The following is a 20,670-nucleotide window of genomic DNA, read 5'->3' on the forward strand; positions in this document are numbered from 1 at the left end:
CTGATCTGCTTATTTTTCTACCATTGATTTGATGGGTTCATAAGATTTACGGTGAATCGGTGTAATGCCGAAGTTCTTTAGCCCCTCCAAATGCTTGGCCGTGCCATAACCTGCATTATGTTCAAAGTCGTAATGGGGGTATTTGTGGGCATACTCCGCCATCATTCGATCTCGCGTCACCTTTGCAACAATACTTGCTGCCGCGATGCTTGAGGACTTGGCATCACCTTTGATAATACTGACTTGAGGGATATTAATGTCTAACTTCATCGCATCGATGAGGAGACATTCTGGCTGTATTTCTAATTTTTCTACAGCTTGAAGCATCGCAATTTTAGTCGCCTGATATATGTTCACTTGGTCGATCGTTTCGTTGTCAACTAGACCAATACCTATAGCAAGCGCTTTTTCTTGGACTTCTGTAAAAATGGCTTCATGTTTAGATTTTGAAATTTTCTTACTGTCGTTAAGACCTTTAATCTTACAATTTTTAGGTAAAATAACGGCTGCAGTCACAACTGGACCAGCTAATGGACCACGTCCAACCTCATCTATACCCGCAATTAAGTCCAGCCCTTGCGCATATGCTTGTCGCTCAAAGTTCAGCATCATTTCTAAGCGTTCATCTTCCGCTTGTTCTGCTAAAATCTCTTTTTTCCGACGTTTAATCGCTGCTTGAACGCCGGCACGACTGTCTTCTAGAAAAGCCTCCACTTCGACCAGTGTATTTAAGCCATTCAGTTGCTCTTTTATTTCTTTAATCGTTGACATAGTCACTCACTTTATCCAAGCAATATTCGCCCATTCTGCCATCACGCACATCCTTAACAAACATTTGATAAAAACGGTCATAATCATCACGGAAGCCAAAACGTTGGGTCAATTCCATGATAAGATCGGGGATCTCTAACTCTAGGTCTGCTTCTTTCATACGCAAACGTTTCATGGTTGCTGCTTGGTAATTTTCAAGGAAATACTGCAAACCAAAGATTGTCACATCATCCATAGGCAAAAGTTGGTCCTTGATAGCGCCTGTTAAAGCAAGTTTTAGACCAACTTGATCATCTTCAAATTTTGGCCACAGTATCCCTGGTGTGTCGAGAATTTCCAACTCTTTATTGGTACGCAACCATTGTTGCCCTTTAGTTACACCGGGTTTATTTCCTGTAACAGCTACTTTTTTTCCTGCAAGACGGTTCATCAGTGTTGATTTACCCGCATTAGGAATACCGACAATCATCGTACGTAAAGAACTGTTCTGGATGCCACGCTCAGCATTACGCGCAAGCTTATCAGCCATCAAAGTTTTCGCTGCAACAGTCAAACGTTTGGCAGTATGTGCTTCTTTTGAATTGATGGCTAAAGCAATGATGCCTTGTTTTTCAAAAAACTCCACCCACGATTTCACCGCATTTCTGTCAGCTAAATCGGCCTTGTTTAAAGCGATAAGACGTGGTTTATCCCCAATAATTTTATCCAACATGGGGTTACGTGAACTGATCGGCAAACGTGCATCTACCAACTCAATCACAAAATCAACATATTTTAAATTTTCTTGAACTTGACGACGCGCTTTGGACATGTGTCCTGGGAACCATTGAATTGTTGCCATAACTTGTAACTCCTTATATATCAAGGCTCGACAGCTCTTGAAATTCTATTATTTATATTTTAGGGGCAAAATAGGGGCAAATTTCAACTCTATGCTAGATTCCCATTTTGATTCCCAATTTTTGAGCGAAGCGACTAATTGCTTCAACTGATTTTTCTTGGTCATGCGTCATCAAATGCGTATAACCGTTTGTAGTTTCCTCTTGAACGTGTCCGACACGCTCCTGAACCTCTTTGAGTGGCACAGACGGGTCATCTCGTAAAACTGAGATATGGACGTGACGGAAACTGTGAGGGATTGCGTTTTTCGTCCACTCAAAACCATATTTTTCTTGACAATGATTTGAGAGATAACGATTTACACGCATTAAAATTTCTCGAAAACTGTGTGAAGTAATTGGTGCACCATACTCAGTACGAAAAAGAAAATCGAACTTCCGAAAAGTGTCGTGAGGGGACTCATCACAATGTTTATCAAATGCCTTGTTTCGTTCAATCACGCGCTTTATCGCTGCAATTACAAAATCAGGTAGCTTTTCCACTCGTTCGCCTACTTCGGTTTTAGTCGTATCCAGATAAAATTCATCAACCCTTAAATCATGGGCTTGCAAAGATTTTTCAATCGTCACAAGTTGATTTTCAAAATCAATGTCCTTTTCCGTCAGTGCTGAGGCTTCCCCAATTCGGCAACCAGTTCCAACCAAGAACAAAGCCAAATCATAATAATTCAGATTCCGTCGCCGTTTCAGCTCAGTAAGCAAAACACCAACCTCACGCTCATTCAAAAACTTCTTTTCAAGGCGGTCTTTCTTAGCGTGTTTTTCTCCGATTGTAGCGTTTAATTTAATCACACGCGAAGGGGAAAACGGAATTGCATTGTGTAAGACACCGTAATCAAAGATTTTATTGAACGTGCACTTGATGTGTTGCATAGTTGAGTGCGTTGATTGATACTTTTCACGGTAGTCATTTAGGACATTCTGAATCAGTAGTGGTGTGATTTTGGTTAGTAAAATATCATCAGCAATGATTTTAGATAGTCTATCAATCACGAGCTTTTCCCGACGCACAGTTTGAGGTTTGACAGTTGTGACCCATACATCAAACCAAGCCGTTTTCAAATCAAGAAACGTCCTCATGGATTGACCTGAAAACTGCCCTTGCCGTTTAGCAATAATTTTTTCAATCTTTTCGTCCAATTCACGAGCAGCCTGAGCACGTCCGCGACTGGTATTTGATTGAAAGGTTACAGCAGCCCGTTTAGGCTTTTCAGTTAACGGGTCTATATACCTTTCAATCGCTTTATAGTACACCTCGCCGTTTTTACGTTTTAATTTTTCAAAATACATATTTTATCCTTTCATGTCATGATATGAAAAATGATAAAATAGAATCTGATTAGCAATTCCATTTTACCATTTTTTCAGTTATTTTGCCTTAATCCTTGGATATCCGTGTTGTTTCCAATAAAGGAAATCTTGGAAGACTACAAAATTTATCCAGACAAGCTTGTGAGTTGGGTTTATTACGCCATCTCTGAATTGCTTGCTATTACGCATTTCTGAAAGCCAGCGGTTGAGAGTGTAAATATTAAGTCCTTCATATCGCTTTAGGATAGCTTCTTTGTTCCCCCATTGGGCACGACTATCAACAACAGGCACAAATTTGATCTTCATATTATGTACCTCGTAGATAATTACATCAAACAATGCTATAATTATCATACAAATCTATTATTGGAAGCTCTGATTGCCGTCAGAGCTTTTTTCTTGTTTTAGTTTATACAATGTTTCTGGTGGCTGTAATTGCATCATCTCCCCATCTTCAGTAATATCAATTTGATAGATTGAAACTTCTTTTTCAAATGGTTCTCCCAAAGACTCTTTTCTTCCTACCACGAAAGACGGAAGAAAGCTTTCAAAATACTCATCCGGTAAATCTTCGTAAGTAATTTCAGGCTGTTTGAGTCCTCTGCTCACAAAGTATCTGGGCTGATGGTAGGCTGAGGGTGTACGAATCAAATCTTTGGTAATGTATTTTGTTATGTATGAAGAAGCCTTTTCTCTATCCTGAATCATCGAAACAGTTGAAAAGCCATTTTTCCATTTTGGGGCATTATAAATTTGGATTCCGTTCTTCTTGATTAGACGTTTATTATTGGGGTACCGCGCTTCAATAAGCGGGGGACTGAATCCTTGAGTAACTCCATGGAAATGGATTCTACCAGATTTATGCAGCTCTGGAACAAACAAGAAACCAAACCTCCCATACGTCTCACGCATATATTTGAGCCATGATTGCAACCTTTTTCTTGAGTATTCATAATTCATAGCATTGACTTTTTTATCATTCAAGGTTAATGTCCAAAAGAGGTCAAAGTTGTTTGCTAAACAGTAATACTTGATTTTGCGCTTAATTCGATAAGCCTGTTCCATAGCTTGACGTTCTTTGTATTCTTCATCATCTATGTTCATCCTAGCATGATTGTTGCTCTCATCCTTTTCATTTGGCGCTCTTTGCATATTCCCACCGTATTTGATAATTTCGATACGATTATCAAATAGGATAACTTTTGAGTTGTAATTTTGCATTTTTAACCTCCTCTTTGGCAAAGAAATCAGCTCATCTTGCCTGTATGTCAAGTACAGGCAAGAACATTTTTTCAAGGTATCTAGTATTGGACAGACCGCTCTTGTGCACGGTCTGCCCAATTTTGTTATTGATAATACTGTTTGTGCATATATTTTTCTAACAGCCCCCTGACATCAACGTTTTTCCCTAATGTTGGCGTTAGTGCTAATTTGACCTTTCCAGCTTCCCCTTGTATGTACAACCAAAATTTCCCGTTTTCTGGTGGCATAGGGAGTCCCTTAAACGTATTGAAAAGCATAATCGCACCTTGTTCATCTGGTTCCTTGCCTACATCAGCAAGCAGGATTTTGCTCATAGTGGAACGGGTAACACCGCCACCAGGGAAGCTGCCAACGTCTGCCCTGATTGAAGTGCAAATCATGAAGACACCTAAAGCCCTGCCCATCGTCAAAATCCGCACAGTTAAATCGTTCAAGCTTTTATAGAGCTTAGAGTCTTCCGCCTTGGCACGTGTTAGCGTCTCAATCGTTTCGTCCCAAATTACCCAGTAGGGCTGCAAACCAAGGCTTCTGAAGTCTGTGTCCAATGGCAGGGATTTGTTATCAAACAGCTTAGTACGCTTTTTAATTTCTTCAACAGCATTTTTCAAAATTTTTTCTGCCTGTTCAGGTGTTGCTGCAAAATTCTCTTTCCCATCAAAGGGGAAAGAATGACGGAGCGAATAAATCAAATTTTGCTTAGAATCTATGACATTTAGTGACTTATAAGCCTCTAAATTGTCTGATTTATCGGCCTTTTTTGAAAGCTCTTTTGAAATTTCCAAAATTAACAAATTCAAGAAAGTTGATTTTCCAGTCCCTGATACACCTTGAATCAAGTAATGGAAGTCGTTTAATTCTACTGTATCGCCTAGTTTAATTTTCATTTTCATAGTCCTCCAGATCTAAAATTGAACGGTTTGGCGTTTCTCCAAAAACTGTCAAAACATAGCCTGCCCCAATTTTTGTGTCTTTAATATATGTCCAACAGTCTTTATCACTGCCAAGACTTTCAGAGATTAGATAGTCTTGAATCAGTTCAGATAGCTGCTCTTTGAGCCCATCACGCACAAATCCAGTCGTAAAAACTTTTATGTAAGTATCTGTACCACTTCGCCAAAACTCGATAGGTACGCCATGAAAAGCTTCATCAGGAATCTTTTTCGATAGATTTGAAATTTCCGTAGTGAGGCCTTGTAATAGTCGCCGTAACCGATACATTGGGACAAAAGAGCGTTTTGAGAAAAGATACTTGAAGAATCCCCAAATTGATAATAAGAGTCCCAATCCACCTGAAATCATAAGAAATTTATTCCCTGTATGAAAGTGATATATGATAACCTTATCAGATAACCTAACTGTATTATCATGAGTAACAAACCACAGCGCTAGCGACAACATAAATGAAACTATTATCACCAAGAGAAAAGAACTACGATTTTGAAAATGAGTACCCTTTTGAACCCTCTCTTTTATAAAATGATGAGTTTCATTTTTAGGATTGAACTGCGTTAGTGTTTTCAGAAACATTTTTAGACCTCCAAATCATCAATTTTATCTTCAACAACATCAAGATATAGCTTGATAGTCGCAAGAATCTTTTTAGATTCGGAATCTTCAAGAATTTGAGCGAGATTGTAAATTTCATCTCCGATTTTATCAAGCTCATTGCCTATAAGTTTCATCGTGCGATAGTTTTTATCCAAAATCATAATTGTCCTTTCCTGATTTTATGCGAAGGGGTTATTTAGCCCCTTGATTTTGAGTTTGTACCACTTGGAGGCTTTCGAGAACAAGTTTTAAACCGCCCCAGCTGCCAGATTGTCCGCGACTAACCCAACGTAGCGCCACTTTAGCTGAACGTAAGTCAATCAATTTCCCCATCAATGTTTCTGGAGTATGTTGTTTTAACATGTTTTCAGGTCCGACTACATCGACAATAATCCGAGCAAGGTCTGAAATATCTCCACCCTCTCGAGCGATGGTTTGGTAAGTTTTAAAGTTAATGACTTCGAGAGCAATTTTAGCGGCTGAACCACTGATAGGCTCGTTGTTTTCATCACGTTTAGCTGTCACGCGAGCCGAAACCACTTGCCCCACTTGTGGGACTGCGAATTGGTCGGCTGGAAAGCGGAGTTCGCCAAGTTTTGTTGAGTTAAGAGAAATTTTATCCATTTGATGTTCCTCACAGGTATCACGTGCTACCTGTTTTCTTTTATTATTTTGTCTCGGTAACGTCTTACCTTTTGACACTATTTATTATAGCATGACGATTATAGTGTGTTTTAATATATTTTTGTGGTATAATGTTTATGCAAAATACACTAAAGGAACAATAAAATGAAAACAGACTTCTCAAATACAATCTCTTTTATCTTTGAAATGGCTGCTAGCCGTATGAGTCAAAGAAAGAAATCTCTTAATTTAACAAATGAAGAGATAGCTGGGTGGAAAATAGGACAAGAAGTTATTCAAGAGGGTTACGTTGACCCAACGGGACAAGGCGAAGATGAGCCAGAAATAACTAAAAAAGCTGTCTTTGAAAAAACTCAATTCACTCCACAGATGATTTCAAGAATCCTAAACGCAAACATTAAAGCCCCTAAAGGCCGAAATTCTCCCAATCCATACTTGTTCCCTACTGCAAAAAAAGGGAATAAAGGGTATTTAGAGCAAATCAAGGAGACATTAAAATTTACCTCCACAAGTGAAATAATGTGGGGTAATCATAACTCAAACGATGACTTTTATTTCGGACTTTTTTGCGCTTTAATTGCAGACTTAAAAGATACAGAGCATTTTTCAACAATACAAGAATGCTTGAAAGATTTTATCCCATACTCAAAATTTCTGGCATACAGTGAAACCACTGATACATCTGTACCCCTTGAATACCTAATAGGCTACTCAAAATTTGAGCTTGATTATTTTCTGAGTGATTCTGAAAAAATAGCCATCTATCGTTTATTTGAATTTATCAAATATGATTTTATTGACGACTTTCAGGAATTTATTTCTTATCCAGTAAAAATCAAAAACTACCAAGACTGGACTTTTAAGTTTATTAAAAAATATCTTGAAAAATTTACTTCAAAATATTTTATTCCCCTCCTAGAAAAAAATGTCCCAGAGTCAACTTCTCTGGGATTGCGGGTGTATTCCATTGCAAAAGATGACATTGCTCAATCAGACTTTATTGATTGGGCATCTCTGAGCCGTTCCCCTGAGTCAGCTGGTCATTGGTTGACGGCTGGGGAAAAAGACGATGTTGAAGTTTCTGATCAGCTGCTTTCGGCTAGTAAAGAATATATTGATAAATTAGAAGAAATAGAAATTGATTTATTTGGCGATTTCAAAGAGCAGTACAAAAAAGCTTATCCAGAAAATCTTTTGATGGAGGACATAATCAGATTAGAAGATGAATTTCAAAAGGAACAACTTCAAAAAATGGAAGATGAGATTGAACTGCAAGAAGAAATTGACTATCAAGAAAATCAAGAGCTCGAATCTTTTTTGGAGCAACAAGCTGAGCAAGATAAGATGATTGAGGAGCTTGAAAAACAGTTATCTCAAGATGAAGATAGCAAAAGTCACGGAACTCAGTGATCCGTGACTTTTATTTTCTCATACTCAAATCTTTTGACCCATTACTTTTTCAAACAGCCAGCTCATGCTAATTATGAAACCACCGAAACTTGAATATTTTTTTCAACTCCTTTAGCTGCTGCTTATTTTCTGGATAATGCTCTACTTTTTGAGGGTCATCTGCAAAAATATATGAAAAATATTTATAAGGGTATCTAAACAAAGGACTCTTGATATAGAATATCATTCTATATGTCGTGTCATCTCCATTTTCATCAATAAACTTAATGTTTTTATATGGAATAACCCCGACACAAAATATTTTTATTTTTCGCGGAAAACCTAAGTCAGCTTCATCAACTCCACAGATAACGTGGACACCATCAATTCCAGCACCTTGAAGTTCTCCTCCGTTTAGAGTGTAACCAAGTATAAAATTAGGCGTATTTTTATTGAGAGACCGATAGGTACTATTGAAACGTCGTAAATTGTAAAACTCTATTTTCTTGTTACGGCATTCTTTATTGTTCCGTTTGATGATTTCCTGTATTTCTGCCTGATGATTTTTAGTTTGCTCATACGATATTTTAGATTGAAGTCCATAAATTAGAAAGGCTATAATGGTACTTACAATAATTGAAACAATCCCTATCCAGTTATCAAGAGTCATTTTGTTTTCTCCTGATAGAGTTCAATCAGCTTAGCTACGCGTTCGACTCGTTTTGGATTTTTAAGACCATAAAGTGAATCAACTAGTTTGTCATTTTCCTTGTGAGCTTTGCGCAACTTCTCTGGCATATACATTGGGTCATACATATCAGCTAACGAATCGCCTCTGGCAATAAACTCTTGTCTGACATCTAGGATATTTTTAGCACTTTGTCTGAGCTTAGTAATATCTGTATCTGTCAAATCAGGCAGTACAAAAGTGTTATAAACCAGTTGATTAGTGTAACTGTAATCGCCTTTCAGTCTCCCGCCGACAGTAACAAGCCAATCCATGTGAAGTTTGGAGTGTATCAATGCAAACAATTCTAAAGTGGCGTCAATCACTTGAAATGCGGAGTCAGAAATAATAGTGTCTTTATCAAAAAATAGAACGGGCGTATATTCTCTACGCCCAGAAGAACGTAACGGGACAAGCAAAACATCAGACTCCCGATACATATCTTTTTGCCATTTGACAGGATTATCTTTCAGAACCAACATGTCTTTAGAATTGAACTGTCCTCTGAAATCTTTTACTTGCTTTAAGCGTTCTGTGACAAGAGGGTTTTTCAGAATGGCGATTGGTGCTTTTGTTAAATACAAAATATAACGGTCTTCGTTATGCAGAGCTTCTCTTGAGCCCACAAATAGTTTGATAAAATCTTCCAGTTCTGGATATTTTTGTAAGGCCTCGTCCTTTTCATCTGGTGTCAAAACGAGAAAACGTCCATCTTTTGGAGATGAGCCAATCGTCATGGCAGGAACGTCAGAAAGTGGCTTAGTTTGTTTCTCCACAAAAATAATAGGTGCTGGTAATAAATATTGATTGATATTTTTTCCGTCAAATTTGACGGAATCGCCTTTGATGTCATCATAGACAAACAGATTTTTGACAGGTCTGTCAAATTTTGCAAAGCCAATAATGACCACAAATACAGAGACTCCGTTATTGTCCCACATAAAGGTTTGGTGTGCAAAGTTGATTTTGATAGAAAATTGCTCAAATAAAGGTTTCCAAATATCATTCGCTTGGACACCTTGCACCACAGAGTTGGTCGATACCAGTGCGACTTGTAGTTTTGGGTTATCTTTTATCATCTCGCCAGCTTTGAAATACCAACCAGATACAAAGTAAATACGTTTTGATTTTGTATAGAGCTTCGTCAAATTTGATAGAACTTCCTTTTGGTCGGCAGACATGGTTTGAAAACCAATAAAAGGAGGATTCCCGAGTATAAAATCAAAATGATTAGTTCTAACAAAATGAATATCATCAGACGCTTTTGAAAGTTCCGCCCAACGGTCATCATCTTTTTCAGAAAGATTCTCATAAACAATTTTTTGACTGTCGTTAAAAACTGTCAACCAATCAACTTTCAAAGCATCAGCATTGACGACATTCCCGCCATTGTGTAGAGGGAGGCGGGCATAGTAAGCGCCAAAGAGGCTGGTAGCTTCGAGGTTCATGATATGATCCATGAGCCATAAACCAAGCCTAGCCACAGATACCGCATAAGGGACAATTTCAATCCCATAGAACTGCGAAACCTCAACTTTTATCATATCTAAGATTTCAAAAAGCGACATGGTGCCTTGTGTTTCTTCAAAAATCACATCATGCTCTAACCGACGAAGTTCGCGATAAGCTACGATTAGAAAGTTCCCATTGTAATAGTACAAAGGGCAGTTTGTAAAAGTATCGGCTAGGGGGGGCGCACACTTTTACAAAGTGGTGGGGGAGTTTGTAAAAGTATAGCGGTCGTTGTGAGTTTATGTGGGTTTAAGAGTATGAAAAAAGGCATCATGCCAGCAAGTTTGATCTTGCTAGGATGATGCCTTTTTGGGGGAGTGGGCTATAGTTCTACCGTACTCATAAACTATGAATTTTAGAAATTTCGAGCTTTATTGCGGATGCATTCTTCTCCAACATTTCAAATTCGGCTGATTTTTGTTGTCGTGATTCATTGATGCTTGATATTTGAGTATCAATGTCTCTTATTTCAGGTAAGTAATACTTCTCAATATATTCACTCAACATCGTTAAAAAATGATTTTTAACTTCCGATGCCACATCATTGAAACCGGCTCGAAGTTTTTCACGGCTGACACGCATCTCTTTTTCTCGATTGTCAGAGTCCACATCTTCTTTCGCCTGCATACCCACAGACAGTACCACCCCGAAGATACCTACAGCCTTTCCAGCAAAATTTATTCCCTTAGTCCATTTCACTGCTTCCCAGGGTTTAAAGCTTTTGCCAAAGTGATGTCCTATATTAAGCACCCACTCATGCACATTACTACCAGAAAAAACTTTTAGTCCGTTAGCACCAGCCTCACCAACTGTATTTTCTATGACCTTTTGTCCGACTTGTGTAAAGATGTCAGATTTAAATATCCGTTTAACAAATGGATTCCCAGCGGCATTCTTTTCTTCTAGCCTAAACTGCAGTTGTGTTGAAAAATCACGATTATAGAACTCATCTAACTCATTTGACAATCTCCCATTATTTTCGGTAATGGCATAACTTACCTTGTCAACACACTGATCGTAGATGTAGTTCACATCATCATAGGCTTTCTGAACCGCTTCGTTAGCCTCATCTTCATTTGAGTAGTCATAAATTGTATTTGCAATGTCACGCCCCTTTGCTCGAATTTCAGAAGCACTCTTTTCCACAATAGAATTAACAGTGTTTTCAATCATACGCTTGCTATCAGAGATAATTCTTCTCTTCTGATACAGTTGTTCTTCAAAAGCGTCTACGTCAGAATCTCCGGTAGATTCCTTATTTCCCTTAATTGCCTGATTGATGTCATCAAGTACTTTATATAAGGGGGTAGTCAACCTTGATGAAATACCTTTCTCTTGAATAAAAGAATTGATTTCTTCCACTATCCCTTCGTAATTACTCCGTTCATACAGTAGAAATGTGATTTCATCATCCGTTTCTTGCTTACTATCAATATACGATTTAGCATCGATAAATACAGTCCTCAAATCTTTTGGAGAATATGGGGTGGTCACCTTAACCAGATCGTTCATCTTTATCCTCTGGTTTTTTTCAGTGTTACCGATGGTTGCCATTTTATTGACGACTAGCATCATCTCTCCCGCTTTATCTTGGTCTATAAGTAGTTTCCTAAAGTTGGTACCGATATTATCATCAAAAAGTTGTTGAGTAACAACGTAGATTAACAAGTCAGCATTTTTGATTTCTTCATATGATTTTTCGTCATGGTCAGGACGTAATGTGGTATGAATCCCTGGTGTATCTATTATCCTAAATCCATTCCAACTGTACTCATGTGCTTCTTGAGTTGTAATCCCAGCGCCAATTGCGATGTCTGAAATACCTGTGAGCATCTTAATAATCGATGATTTCCCAGCGCTATATTGACCAGCAAAAACTAAGCTTATCGGTTTTAACTCGGAGGTCGATTGATTCGATACCTTGCTAAAATCATAGCCAACTTGTTTTAAACCATCTTGTGCATTTTTTACGATTTCATCAACCTCACCGACTATACTCGATATCTTGATTTCATCTAACTTCTCCATTATGTAGCCTCCCTATTTCATAAAAATCAATCCTGTGAGTTGTTGTGCCAACCGAACCCTATTTTTGGACATTGAATCTAACCCAACGTTAGTTTTAAGATGTACAATCCTATCTTCCTGATTCAACTTTTCAATACGTATATTTTCTCTAGAAATCCCTCGGCCAATTGCCTGTGAAATCAAAGATATATTACTTTCTGTTGAGAAAACAAACCAAACCTTCTCCTTTAGCAGATCAGAGAGGAATTTCTTAGCATCATCAGGAAATCTTTTCCCAGTATCAATCACTATTATCAAAGCATATCCGGGAATTCGTGCCACTTCGTTGACGTGGTACTCAAGTCCTTCAAAACCACCATATTTCAATGCTTGAACCACAAGCGAATAATTGATTTCTTTAACATTAGTATTTAGCGAATTAGCTAAGCTTTGCTGTGTTTCAGAAAGTGAGAATACCGAGTCTACGATCGCATCAATGGTTTTGCGCATAGGTATTAGTCGCCCTCGCATGATTTGCTCAAAGAACATATCCTTCATCTGAGTAGCCAGTGATTTCAAGTACTTGTCGATATGAGAATTGAGTTTGTGCTCTAACTTCGCCCTAGCCTCTCTAGCTTTTTTATCACGATCCTCGAAGAGAAAAGACCCTAACCAGCCAATAATACCCACTGCAACACCCGCCCAGATAATTGGTCCACCAACAAAGAATCCAGCGATTGTTAATGCACCACCCAACAAAGTTGTAGTCCAATTCCAAACTCGCTTTCCATCAATTATTTTGTGCATATTGATAGACTTATCAGTAGCTATTGAATGATTAAACTCCATCTCGTTTTTTATTTCTCGGCTGATTTCTCGCAACTCTTCTTTGCAATCCTCGTCCAATTGCTTCAATAGATTTTCAGCTTTCGTTTCTATGTGATATTCCGCAACTAAGTCTTTCCATTTTTTACTCGCATTTGAGTCGTCATAGTTCATTTCTGCGAAATTTGATATTTCTTGTTTCAAATCACTGGATAGGGTTGAAATAAAGTAGTCAATCCTCCTGTTACCATCAATTTTGAAATTATCTATCCACGACTGCAACTTTCTCCTCTTCGAAATCAAAGTCCTTCCTTGATTACTATTCAAGGTACTTTGATTAAAAAGCATTTCAAGGGATTCAATAACTGGTACAGTAACCAAATCAGAGTATGCTTTTATTTTGTAAAATGGTCCATTAGAAATTACTTCCTTGACAAGCAAGTTATCAACATAGTCAAACCTTGATAAATGGTAAAGATCCTCACTGACCGTGGAGAATTCGTCTTGCTGAGCTAGAAAAGCTGACTTTAAATGGACATATGCGAATCTTATCTTATGCCAATCTTGCCCGTATTCGTGTCCGAAATCCCAAAACTGCTTTTTTATCGCAGCAAGTTCATCCTGATACATACTCTCACGCAAATCTCGTTTAAAGATTTTTATTTCAGATGGGTCTGATATGTCAGCGAAAACATTAATAAGACATATTACCGGTTTTCCAAGCGCCAAAATATTATTCAAGCATTCAGCTTCACTCGCTTGTGGGGCGTCATTAGTGATTAAAAAAATGATTAGATCACTCTTCTTTGCTGCTTCAAATGCAATGCTTTCATCTTCTTCACCTTCGAAGGCTGCAATTCCTGGTACATCTGTTACAAAAAGCCCTTTATACTCATAAGTTCGAACGTCAAGTGTAGTTCTTTGAGCGCCCAGACCGATACTTTTACCATTACCATGTGTCAACACCTCCATAAGCGTTGATTTTCCAGCCATCGTCCTTCCGAAAAGAGTAATAGAAAACTTCTTTTGGTTTAGGGAATCAAGTTCTTCGTCTAGTCGTTCTGGTAATATCTCGAATTTTTGGCCGATTTCTTCGAGTTGACTCGCTAAACCATCGTATATTTCATTGTCAGAATAATTTGTTTCTCGTAGCGTAGTAATTCTGTCATCTAGCTGCTCAGTTGCCTCTTTAACTATCCTCTTTAATAACTTAATGGAGGATTTCGCATCTTTGTACGCATATTTTGCAAACTTTTCGCTTTTTTGTAGAGCTTCAGATAAATCATTTTGCTCGTTATTTGATTTAAATATCATGCATTTTTCGCCCCACTTTCATACTGATTTATGAAATATATTATATCACGAAATCTCTTTCCAAAAGTGATGGACAAACACTCCAGCCATAAATCAAGAGTGCCTCAATACTTTTTCTTAGCCTTCCACCTCAGACCCATCCTTGAACCGCACCATGACCTTCTCTCTCCCCACCTCAATACTTTCAACTAGACTGATGAACAGCTCATCATCGAACTGCTTGACCACACCGACTTTTTCAAGTTCTTTCAGGAACATTTTGATTTGTTGCCCTCGTGCCTGGCGTTCGGTGATTTTGGAGCTATACTATAAAAGTGGAAAAAGTGGACAGAAAATTGTGTGTTATAATCTGTCTAAGAAGACACAAAAATGAAAGGACTTTTATGTCAGGATTTAAACGTTACGACGAGGACTTTAAGCAATCTCTCGTCAACCTCTACCAAACTGGTAAAACTCAATCCGAACTCTGTAAAGACTATGGCGTCTCTCAAACAGCACTCTCTAAGTGGATTAAGCAATTCTCTCAAGTTAAACTGGAAGACAATACAGTAATGACTGCCAAGCAAATTCAAGAATTACAAAAGCGAAATGCACAATTAGAAGAGGAAAATCTTATCTTAAAAAAAGCGAGTGCCATATTCATGCAAAACTCCAAGTGAGATTAAAAGCCGTCTATCGACTTCGATTTGAACACACGACAGTTATGCTCTGTCGTGTTTTACATGTCAATCGTTCCACCTACTATAATTTCATTAATAAGAAACCTTCTAAGCGTGAAATAGAGAATCAATGCTTGAGAAAATTACTTCTTGAAATCTATATGAAAGCCAAGAAAAGAATCGGAACAAGAGCTTTTAAAATTATTCTCCGGCGTGATTATGGCGTCAATATTTCTGAAGGCCGTATCTTAAGACTTCTCAAGTCTATGACACTCCCTAAAATGTCAACTATTAAACCTCGTTTTTATTCAAACAAATCGCCCGAATTTTCTTCTGATAATCTACTGAAACAAGAATTTAATCCGAAGTCCCCAAATCAAGTGTGGACAACAGATTTCACTTATATCTCTATAGGATCTAAGCGACATGTTTATCTCTGTGCTATTCTTGACCTCTACTCAAGGAAATGTATTGCGTGGAAAGTAAGTGATCGAATTGATGCCAAACTCGCCTGTGATACCTTAGAAATAGCTATAAATAAGAGGAAGCCTAAGGAACCAATTATCTTTCATTCGGATCAAGGGAGCCAATTTAAATCAGCTTCCTTTAGAAAGTTATTAGATGAGCATCAATTGCTTGCTTCTTACTCCAAGCCTGGTTATCCTTATGATAATGCCGTCACTGAGGTCTTTTTCAAGTATCTTAAACAACGAGAAATTAATCGCAGAACTTATCACTCCATTCAAGAAGTTCAACTCTCTTGCTTTGAATACATCGAACAATTTTATAACAATTATAATCCTCATTCCGCCAACAATGGTTTAACTCCAAATCAGAAAGAAGAAAATTATTTTAAGAAAATATAGCTCATTTTGTGTCTAAATATCTGACATTAGTCCACTGCTAAACAGATTCAAGAATTACAAAAAAGGAATGCCCAACTCGAAGAAGAAAATCTTATCTTAAAAAAAGCAAGTGCCATATTCATGCAAAACTCCAAGTGAGATTAAAAGCAGTCTATAGACTCCGATTTGAACACACGACAGTTATGCTCTGTCGTGTTTTACATGTCAAGCGTTCCACCTACTATAACTTCATAAACAAGAAGCCCTCAAAACGTGAAATAGAAAATCAACGCTTGAGAAAATTACTCCTTGAGATTTATATGAAAGCCAAGAAAAGAATTGGAACGAGAGCTTTTAAAATTATTCTCCTGCGTGATTATGGCGTTAATATTTCTGAGGGGCGTATCTTAAGACTTCTCAAGTCTATGACACTCCCTAAAATGTCAACGATTAAACCTAGAGTTAAATCAAAACACTCTCCTGCATTTTCTTCTGATAATCTCCTTAAACAAGAATTTAATCCTAAGTCCCCGAATCAAGTATGGACAACTGATTTCACTTATATTTCTATAGGACATAGACGGCATGTTTATCTCTGCGCCATCCTTGACCTCTACTCTAGAAAATGTATTGCTTGGAAAGTAAGTGACAGGATTGATGCTAAACTTGCCTGTGACACATTAGGGATGGCTATAAATAAGAGGAAGCCTAAGGAACCAATCATTTTTCATTCGGATCAAGGTAGCCAATTTAAATCAGCTTCCTTTAGAAAAATATTAGATGAGCATCAATTGCTTGCTTCTTACTCCAAACCTGGATATCCTTATGATAATGCTGTCACTGAGGCCTTTTTCAAGTACCTCAAACAACGGGAAATAAACAGAAGAACTTATCACTCCATTCAAGAAGTTCAACTCTCTTGCTTTGAATACATCGAACAGTTTTATAACAACTATAATCCTCATTCCGCAAACAATGGTTTAACTCCAAATCAGAAAGAAGAAAACTATTTTAAGAAAATATAGCTCATTTTGTGTCTAAATATTTGACATTAGTCCAGTTCCAAAAGATCCACTATTACAAACAGGATAATCAAAAATTTTACAGTAAAACGAAAGATTTTTCTAGATTTAGTAGAAAGTACTCCGCGCTTTTTATGGTATGTCATAAAACCATTATAACAAAAAGTTACAACTTTTTTACGAAAATGATAGTGGCTTTTCATTAGCCAATACATATACTTTTTGCAACTCATCCAGTTCTGCCAGAGTGTAAGTATACTTAAAGCGTTCTCAAGAACAACCTCAACCTTGTAATCACAATGGTCGGTGTCCCACTGCTCAGCAACTGTATCATAAACACTAGAAAACCAAAATCCCTCTTGATAAAAGATTACATTAAATTGTAAATGGAGTCCTGCTCTTTCATACGAGGTATAAAGCAACAAAATAATCTTACTTTCTACAACCGACTTTTAGTTTCATGTTGCCCTCTCATTCATTATTGTATGGTTACAGGATACCATGCAATTTCAATCCTATTTTCGTCCGGGTCAAGGACGGTAAAACTGAGATATTCATATGGTGAGTCGGGCGTATCACAAAGCTTATCTATTATTTTCGCGCCCATATTCTTTATCTGCTCATAATCTTGCTGTATGTTGTCGGAGTAAAAATTGAGAACGCCGTTGTTGCCAACTGCACGGCACTGATTAATCTCTGCGTCACACAATAGTCCGAAGTGTTTGTCACCTTGATAAAAATCCGCCCAGCGATTGGCTTCAACATGGGTGGGACTTATGCCCAATAATTCCTCGTAAAACTTGATTGATTTATCGAGGTCTGTAACCGTGAAATAAAATCCTTCTATGGTAATCATGTTCATTCACTCCTAACTTCAAACTCAATCTTCGTCTTTGCGTGCAGCAATGTGGTCAAGCTGACCACTGAAGCTATCTTTAACTTACGACCGTACGGTGTCTTTTTTTGAATGATTAAAATTTTCATAGCTCTTTCTTTTATTACATTTTCGTTACTTTCATTATAGCATTCCCATTCCTATTTTTACTAAAAATTTGAGAATCTCATGTGTTTTTCTATTACATTTTTTTATAAAACATCATTTAGATTACATAAAGAATAAATATTGAATTTATAATTATTTTTCTTTGTTTTATTCCTTTTATAGGTATATAATATTGAATAAATCAATATTTATTGAGGATATAATATGTTTATTGACTATACGTATGAACCACGGCGCGCAATTTTTTTTGAGGATGTGAAATCGAACTATGCCTCAATCGAATGTGTGGAGAGAGGGCTTCATCCTTTAAAGAGTTCTCTTTGTGTCATGAGTCGCTCAGATCACTCCTATGGCCTTATCTTAGCTTCAAGTCCAAAATTTAAAGAGGTTTTTGGAAAATCTAACGTCAGTCGTGCGGCAGATTTACCTTTTTTACTGGAAAATAGGAAGTTTAACTACCGGCGTTGGTATGCCAAACATACTGACATTTACGGGCAACGCACAGAACCCTCAATGCAACATGTCGCTTTTATTGAAAGTTGGGCTAAGCGCACACTTATCGTTCCCCCGCAGATGGCCCTTTATATTGATAAGAATATCGAGATGCAACAACTTTTGGCTAACTATACTTCTTCTGAAGAAATTCACTCGTATTCTATTGATGAGTCCTTCCTTGATGTTACAGAATCCCTGAATCTTTTCTACCCTGACATCAAAGATAAATATGAGCAAATGGATTTGTTAGCCCAGGATTTACAGCATAAAGTCCTTGAGCAAATGGGCCTATTTGTGACCGTTGGAATGGGAGATAATCCCTTGCTGGCTAAGTTGGCGATGGATAATTATGCCAAGCACAGCGCAACTATGCGGGCACTCATTCGTTATGAGGACGTCCCTAATAAAGTTTGGACACTTCCCAAAATGACTGATTTTTGGGGGATTGGAAGACGAACAGAGAAAAGATTCAATAAGTTAGGAATTTACTCTATCAAGGATCTAGCCCATGCAAACCCTGATAGGATTAAACGCAAAATGGGAATCGTTGGTCTTCAACAATTTTTTCATGCTCATGGTATTGATGAAACCAATGTTCGCGAGAAACACCACAAAAAATCAGAAAGCTACAGCAACAGTCAGATTTTGCCACGTGACTATGTACAGCAAGATGAAATAGAGCTAGTGATTAAGGAAATGGCTGAGCATCTTGCTATTCGACTTCGAAAAGGGAAAAAGCTTGCGGGCGGTCTCTCGCTCTATGTTAAACCTTCCTACAAAGAGGACTCTTCTTCAATAAAGACAGCCAGTAAAATTGAACCCACTCAAAGTACGACGGATATTCAATCCGAGTTTTTGCGCCTCTTTAGAGAAAAATATCATGGTGAAATTGTAAGAGAAATCGGTATCGGCGGTTTTGATTTATCTAGCGAAAATATTAAGCAACTTAATCTTTTTGAAACAATGCTCCCCAATGAATCTCAGGTCATCACCCATCAAAAACAGGAAGCTCTGCAAGATGCCATCGATGAAATACGTGATAAATTTGACTTTACAGCCATTCAAAAAGCCAGCGTTTTGACAGCTGGCTCTAGAGTTTTAGAAAGAAACAAAATGATTGGCGGCCATGCAGCCGCAGGAGGAGAAAAAAATGACAGTTGATCGCTCATATAGCCCTTATGAATCCATCCGTAACTATCATGACAGAGGCATGATGAAATGGGGAGCTTTCGCCACCGGAGAACTGTCTGAGGCACAGCGGAAATTGCGAGAGAAAGAGGAATTAGAAAATGAAACATTCCCAAAGAAAGCAACTTCAAAATTAGACGATTAAGATTTTGCACATCATTCTGGTAACTCAGACTGTGCAAAGGCATAATAATTGCCATCCGGATCTTGGAAGTTAAAGTTCACCATACCTTGGAAATCATTGATTTCACTCACTGTATCCGTTGCTTCAGCAACACGCGAGTGCCACTCTTCTAGGTTATCTACAGTAAAGAGCATTGAGCCTTTCATGTCCGCCACTTCTGGTGAATTTTGACGAATAAAATCCAGATTCCATAATTGAATACGTGCGCTTGGCGCATTCGCATCCACTGCAAAAATCACCGTTTCTTGTGAGCCTGAACCTTGACGGCGAAGTTCTTGCAAACCGACTTTCGTCCAAAATTCTGCGTGCTTTGGGACATCTGAAACATAAAGCATATTACAAAGATTAATCATAGTATTTTCTCTTTTCTATAAAGTAAACAAATGGCGGTTTGTTATAAACGCACCTTCTTCTTATACATTGATTATCCCACAGTCTAAGGCAAAAAACAATTTAGAAACTCTGGAATACCGAGAGGGATAATTTATACATTTAGCCAATGTAATAAGAAAATGCATCTTTTTAATAAGAGTTCTCTTATTTTCAAATATTCAGTTAATTTTTCCAAGTCTAATTGCTCCTCAAAGCCTATGTTCCTGTGCTATACTAGAATTATAAAATTACGCGACTAATCACGGAGGTTCTCATTTGATTCAATTTAATTTTTTATCGAAAACTTTTAATGTCATCATAAAAGTCTGTTTAAGTTTACTCGGGTTGGTTATTGCCTTCCTTATGTTTAAAGAGATTTGGGTCCTTCTCTCCTCCTTCACTACTGGATTTATTGATTACAGTTTCTACGATATTATTGACCGTATCTTAACTTTTTTCCTCTTTTTGGAATTTTTAGAACTCATCATTCACTATCTTTCGGATAATGATCACCCAACAATCAAGAAATATATCTATATCGCCGTTGCTTCGATCGTTCGACTTTTGATTTCAAATCACGAAACTTCTCAACTCAGCCTGTTCCTCCAATGTTCAGCCATTTTGGTCCTCATCATTGGAACTGTGATGCTCAACCTTTGGGGAGATTTAAAATAATAAAAACCTTCGCTTA

The 20,670-nt window shown here is 37.7% G+C and carries 20 protein-coding genes and 2 pseudogenes; 6 read left to right on the top strand and 16 right to left on the bottom strand.

Annotated elements, in window-relative coordinates:
* Nucleotides 1-9: 9 nt before the first annotated feature.
* The 9 genes from J0J36_RS05660 to J0J36_RS05700 form a co-directional block, all read right to left on the bottom strand.
* The gene (locus tag J0J36_RS05660) at nucleotides 10-771 is read right to left on the bottom strand and encodes a ribonuclease HII (protein WP_019291722.1); all 762 of its coding nucleotides are present in this window, start codon (nucleotides 769-771) and stop codon (nucleotides 10-12) included.
* Nucleotides 758-1,612 carry a ribosome biogenesis GTPase YlqF gene (gene ylqF, locus J0J36_RS05665; protein WP_153924904.1) on the bottom strand — a complete coding sequence of 285 codons (855 nt, stop codon included), beginning with the start codon at nucleotides 1,610-1,612 and terminating at the stop codon, nucleotides 758-760. Before ylqF ends, J0J36_RS05660 begins: the two co-directional genes overlap by 14 nt.
* A gap of 94 nt (nucleotides 1,613-1,706) precedes the next feature.
* Entirely contained in the window at nucleotides 1,707-2,960 is a 1,254-nt protein-coding gene (locus J0J36_RS05670; protein WP_153924907.1) for a site-specific integrase, read from the bottom strand.
* 78 nt (nucleotides 2,961-3,038) lie between these two features.
* Nucleotides 3,039-3,287, bottom strand: coding sequence for a DNA-binding protein (locus J0J36_RS05675; RefSeq protein WP_138491699.1), 249 nt, complete (start codon nucleotides 3,285-3,287; stop codon nucleotides 3,039-3,041).
* A 57-nt stretch (nucleotides 3,288-3,344) separates the two neighbouring features.
* Nucleotides 3,345-4,202 carry a hypothetical protein gene (locus J0J36_RS05680; protein WP_153924910.1) on the bottom strand — a complete coding sequence of 286 codons (858 nt, stop codon included), beginning with the start codon at nucleotides 4,200-4,202 and terminating at the stop codon, nucleotides 3,345-3,347.
* Nucleotides 4,203-4,327: 125 nt separating this feature from the next.
* A complete protein-coding gene (locus J0J36_RS05685; RefSeq protein ID WP_153924912.1) occupies nucleotides 4,328-5,128 on the bottom strand; it encodes a hypothetical protein in 801 nt (266 codons plus the stop codon).
* The gene (locus J0J36_RS05690) at nucleotides 5,118-5,771 is read right to left on the bottom strand and encodes a hypothetical protein (protein WP_153924915.1); all 654 of its coding nucleotides are present in this window, start codon (nucleotides 5,769-5,771) and stop codon (nucleotides 5,118-5,120) included. Before J0J36_RS05690 ends, J0J36_RS05685 begins: the two co-directional genes overlap by 11 nt.
* Before the next feature lie 2 nt (nucleotides 5,772-5,773).
* Nucleotides 5,774-5,953: a hypothetical protein gene (locus tag J0J36_RS05695; RefSeq protein WP_153924918.1), complete on the bottom strand. Its 180-nt coding sequence runs from the start codon at nucleotides 5,951-5,953 to the stop codon at nucleotides 5,774-5,776.
* A gap of 31 nt (nucleotides 5,954-5,984) precedes the next feature.
* Complete coding sequence (locus J0J36_RS05700) at nucleotides 5,985-6,416, bottom strand: hypothetical protein (RefSeq protein WP_153924921.1); 432 nt, start codon at nucleotides 6,414-6,416, stop codon at nucleotides 5,985-5,987.
* A gap of 165 nt (nucleotides 6,417-6,581) precedes the next feature.
* Here J0J36_RS05700 and J0J36_RS05705 point away from each other — a divergent pair, with 165 nt between their 5' ends.
* Nucleotides 6,582-7,847 carry a hypothetical protein gene (locus J0J36_RS05705; protein ID WP_165719056.1) on the top strand — a complete coding sequence of 422 codons (1,266 nt, stop codon included), beginning with the start codon at nucleotides 6,582-6,584 and terminating at the stop codon, nucleotides 7,845-7,847.
* A gap of 67 nt (nucleotides 7,848-7,914) precedes the next feature.
* Here J0J36_RS05705 and J0J36_RS05710 read toward each other — a convergent pair whose 3' ends face one another.
* The 5 genes from J0J36_RS05710 to J0J36_RS05730 all read right to left on the bottom strand — a co-directional run bounded on the left by J0J36_RS05710 (nucleotide 7,915) and on the right by J0J36_RS05730 (nucleotide 14,469).
* On the bottom strand, nucleotides 7,915-8,496 hold the full coding sequence (locus tag J0J36_RS05710) for a hypothetical protein (RefSeq protein WP_153924930.1): 582 nt from the start codon (nucleotides 8,494-8,496) through the stop codon (nucleotides 7,915-7,917).
* Entirely contained in the window at nucleotides 8,493-10,214 is a 1,722-nt protein-coding gene (locus J0J36_RS05715; protein WP_153924933.1) for a DNA methyltransferase, read from the bottom strand. The genes J0J36_RS05710 and J0J36_RS05715 overlap by 4 nt, the downstream gene beginning before the upstream one ends.
* A 190-nt stretch (nucleotides 10,215-10,404) precedes the next feature.
* Complete coding sequence (locus tag J0J36_RS05720) at nucleotides 10,405-12,093, bottom strand: GTPase domain-containing protein (protein WP_153924936.1); 1,689 nt, start codon at nucleotides 12,091-12,093, stop codon at nucleotides 10,405-10,407.
* A gap of 12 nt (nucleotides 12,094-12,105) precedes the next feature.
* On the bottom strand, nucleotides 12,106-14,211 hold the full coding sequence (locus J0J36_RS05725; protein ID WP_165719057.1) for a GTPase: 2,106 nt from the start codon (nucleotides 14,209-14,211) through the stop codon (nucleotides 12,106-12,108).
* Nucleotides 14,212-14,328: 117 nt separating this feature from the next.
* Nucleotides 14,329-14,469: a hypothetical protein gene (locus J0J36_RS05730; RefSeq protein WP_242520589.1), complete on the bottom strand. Its 141-nt coding sequence runs from the start codon at nucleotides 14,467-14,469 to the stop codon at nucleotides 14,329-14,331.
* A gap of 125 nt (nucleotides 14,470-14,594) precedes the next feature.
* On the opposite strand from J0J36_RS05730, the pseudogene J0J36_RS05735 reads away from it, so the two are divergent.
* Both J0J36_RS05735 and J0J36_RS05740 read left to right on the top strand, forming a co-directional pair.
* A pseudogene (locus J0J36_RS05735) lies at nucleotides 14,595-15,752 on the top strand (IS3 family transposase).
* Between the two features lie 30 nt (nucleotides 15,753-15,782).
* A pseudogene (locus J0J36_RS05740) lies at nucleotides 15,783-16,756 on the top strand (IS3 family transposase); the annotation flags it as partial.
* 459 nt (nucleotides 16,757-17,215) lie between these two features.
* Here J0J36_RS05740 and J0J36_RS05745 read toward each other — a convergent pair.
* Nucleotides 17,216-17,599, bottom strand: coding sequence for a VOC family protein (locus tag J0J36_RS05745; protein WP_019291727.1), 384 nt, complete (start codon nucleotides 17,597-17,599; stop codon nucleotides 17,216-17,218).
* A gap of 345 nt (nucleotides 17,600-17,944) precedes the next feature.
* On the opposite strand from J0J36_RS05745, the gene J0J36_RS05750 reads away from it, so the two are divergent.
* Together J0J36_RS05750 and J0J36_RS05755 are read left to right on the top strand one after the other, a co-directional pair.
* Nucleotides 17,945-19,396 carry a Y-family DNA polymerase gene (locus J0J36_RS05750; protein ID WP_019291729.1) on the top strand — a complete coding sequence of 484 codons (1,452 nt, stop codon included), beginning with the start codon at nucleotides 17,945-17,947 and terminating at the stop codon, nucleotides 19,394-19,396.
* Complete coding sequence (locus J0J36_RS05755; protein WP_004257029.1) at nucleotides 19,386-19,568, top strand: hypothetical protein; 183 nt, start codon at nucleotides 19,386-19,388, stop codon at nucleotides 19,566-19,568. Before J0J36_RS05750 ends, J0J36_RS05755 begins: the two co-directional genes overlap by 11 nt.
* Before the next feature lie 11 nt (nucleotides 19,569-19,579).
* Here J0J36_RS05755 and J0J36_RS05760 read toward each other — a convergent pair whose 3' ends face one another.
* Nucleotides 19,580-19,960 carry a VOC family protein gene (locus J0J36_RS05760; RefSeq protein ID WP_019291730.1) on the bottom strand — a complete coding sequence of 127 codons (381 nt, stop codon included), beginning with the start codon at nucleotides 19,958-19,960 and terminating at the stop codon, nucleotides 19,580-19,582.
* A gap of 295 nt (nucleotides 19,961-20,255) precedes the next feature.
* Between J0J36_RS05760 and J0J36_RS05765 the strand changes: the two genes are divergently transcribed.
* Nucleotides 20,256-20,654 (top strand): phosphate-starvation-inducible PsiE family protein, encoded by a 399-nt coding sequence (locus J0J36_RS05765; RefSeq protein WP_004257024.1) that lies wholly within the window; start codon nucleotides 20,256-20,258, stop codon nucleotides 20,652-20,654.
* Nucleotides 20,655-20,670 lie beyond the last annotated feature (16 nt).

The sequence above is a fragment of the Lactococcus sp. LG1074 genome (genome assembly GCF_017309525.1).
GTDB lineage: Bacteria > Bacillota > Bacilli > Lactobacillales > Streptococcaceae > Lactococcus > Lactococcus petauri.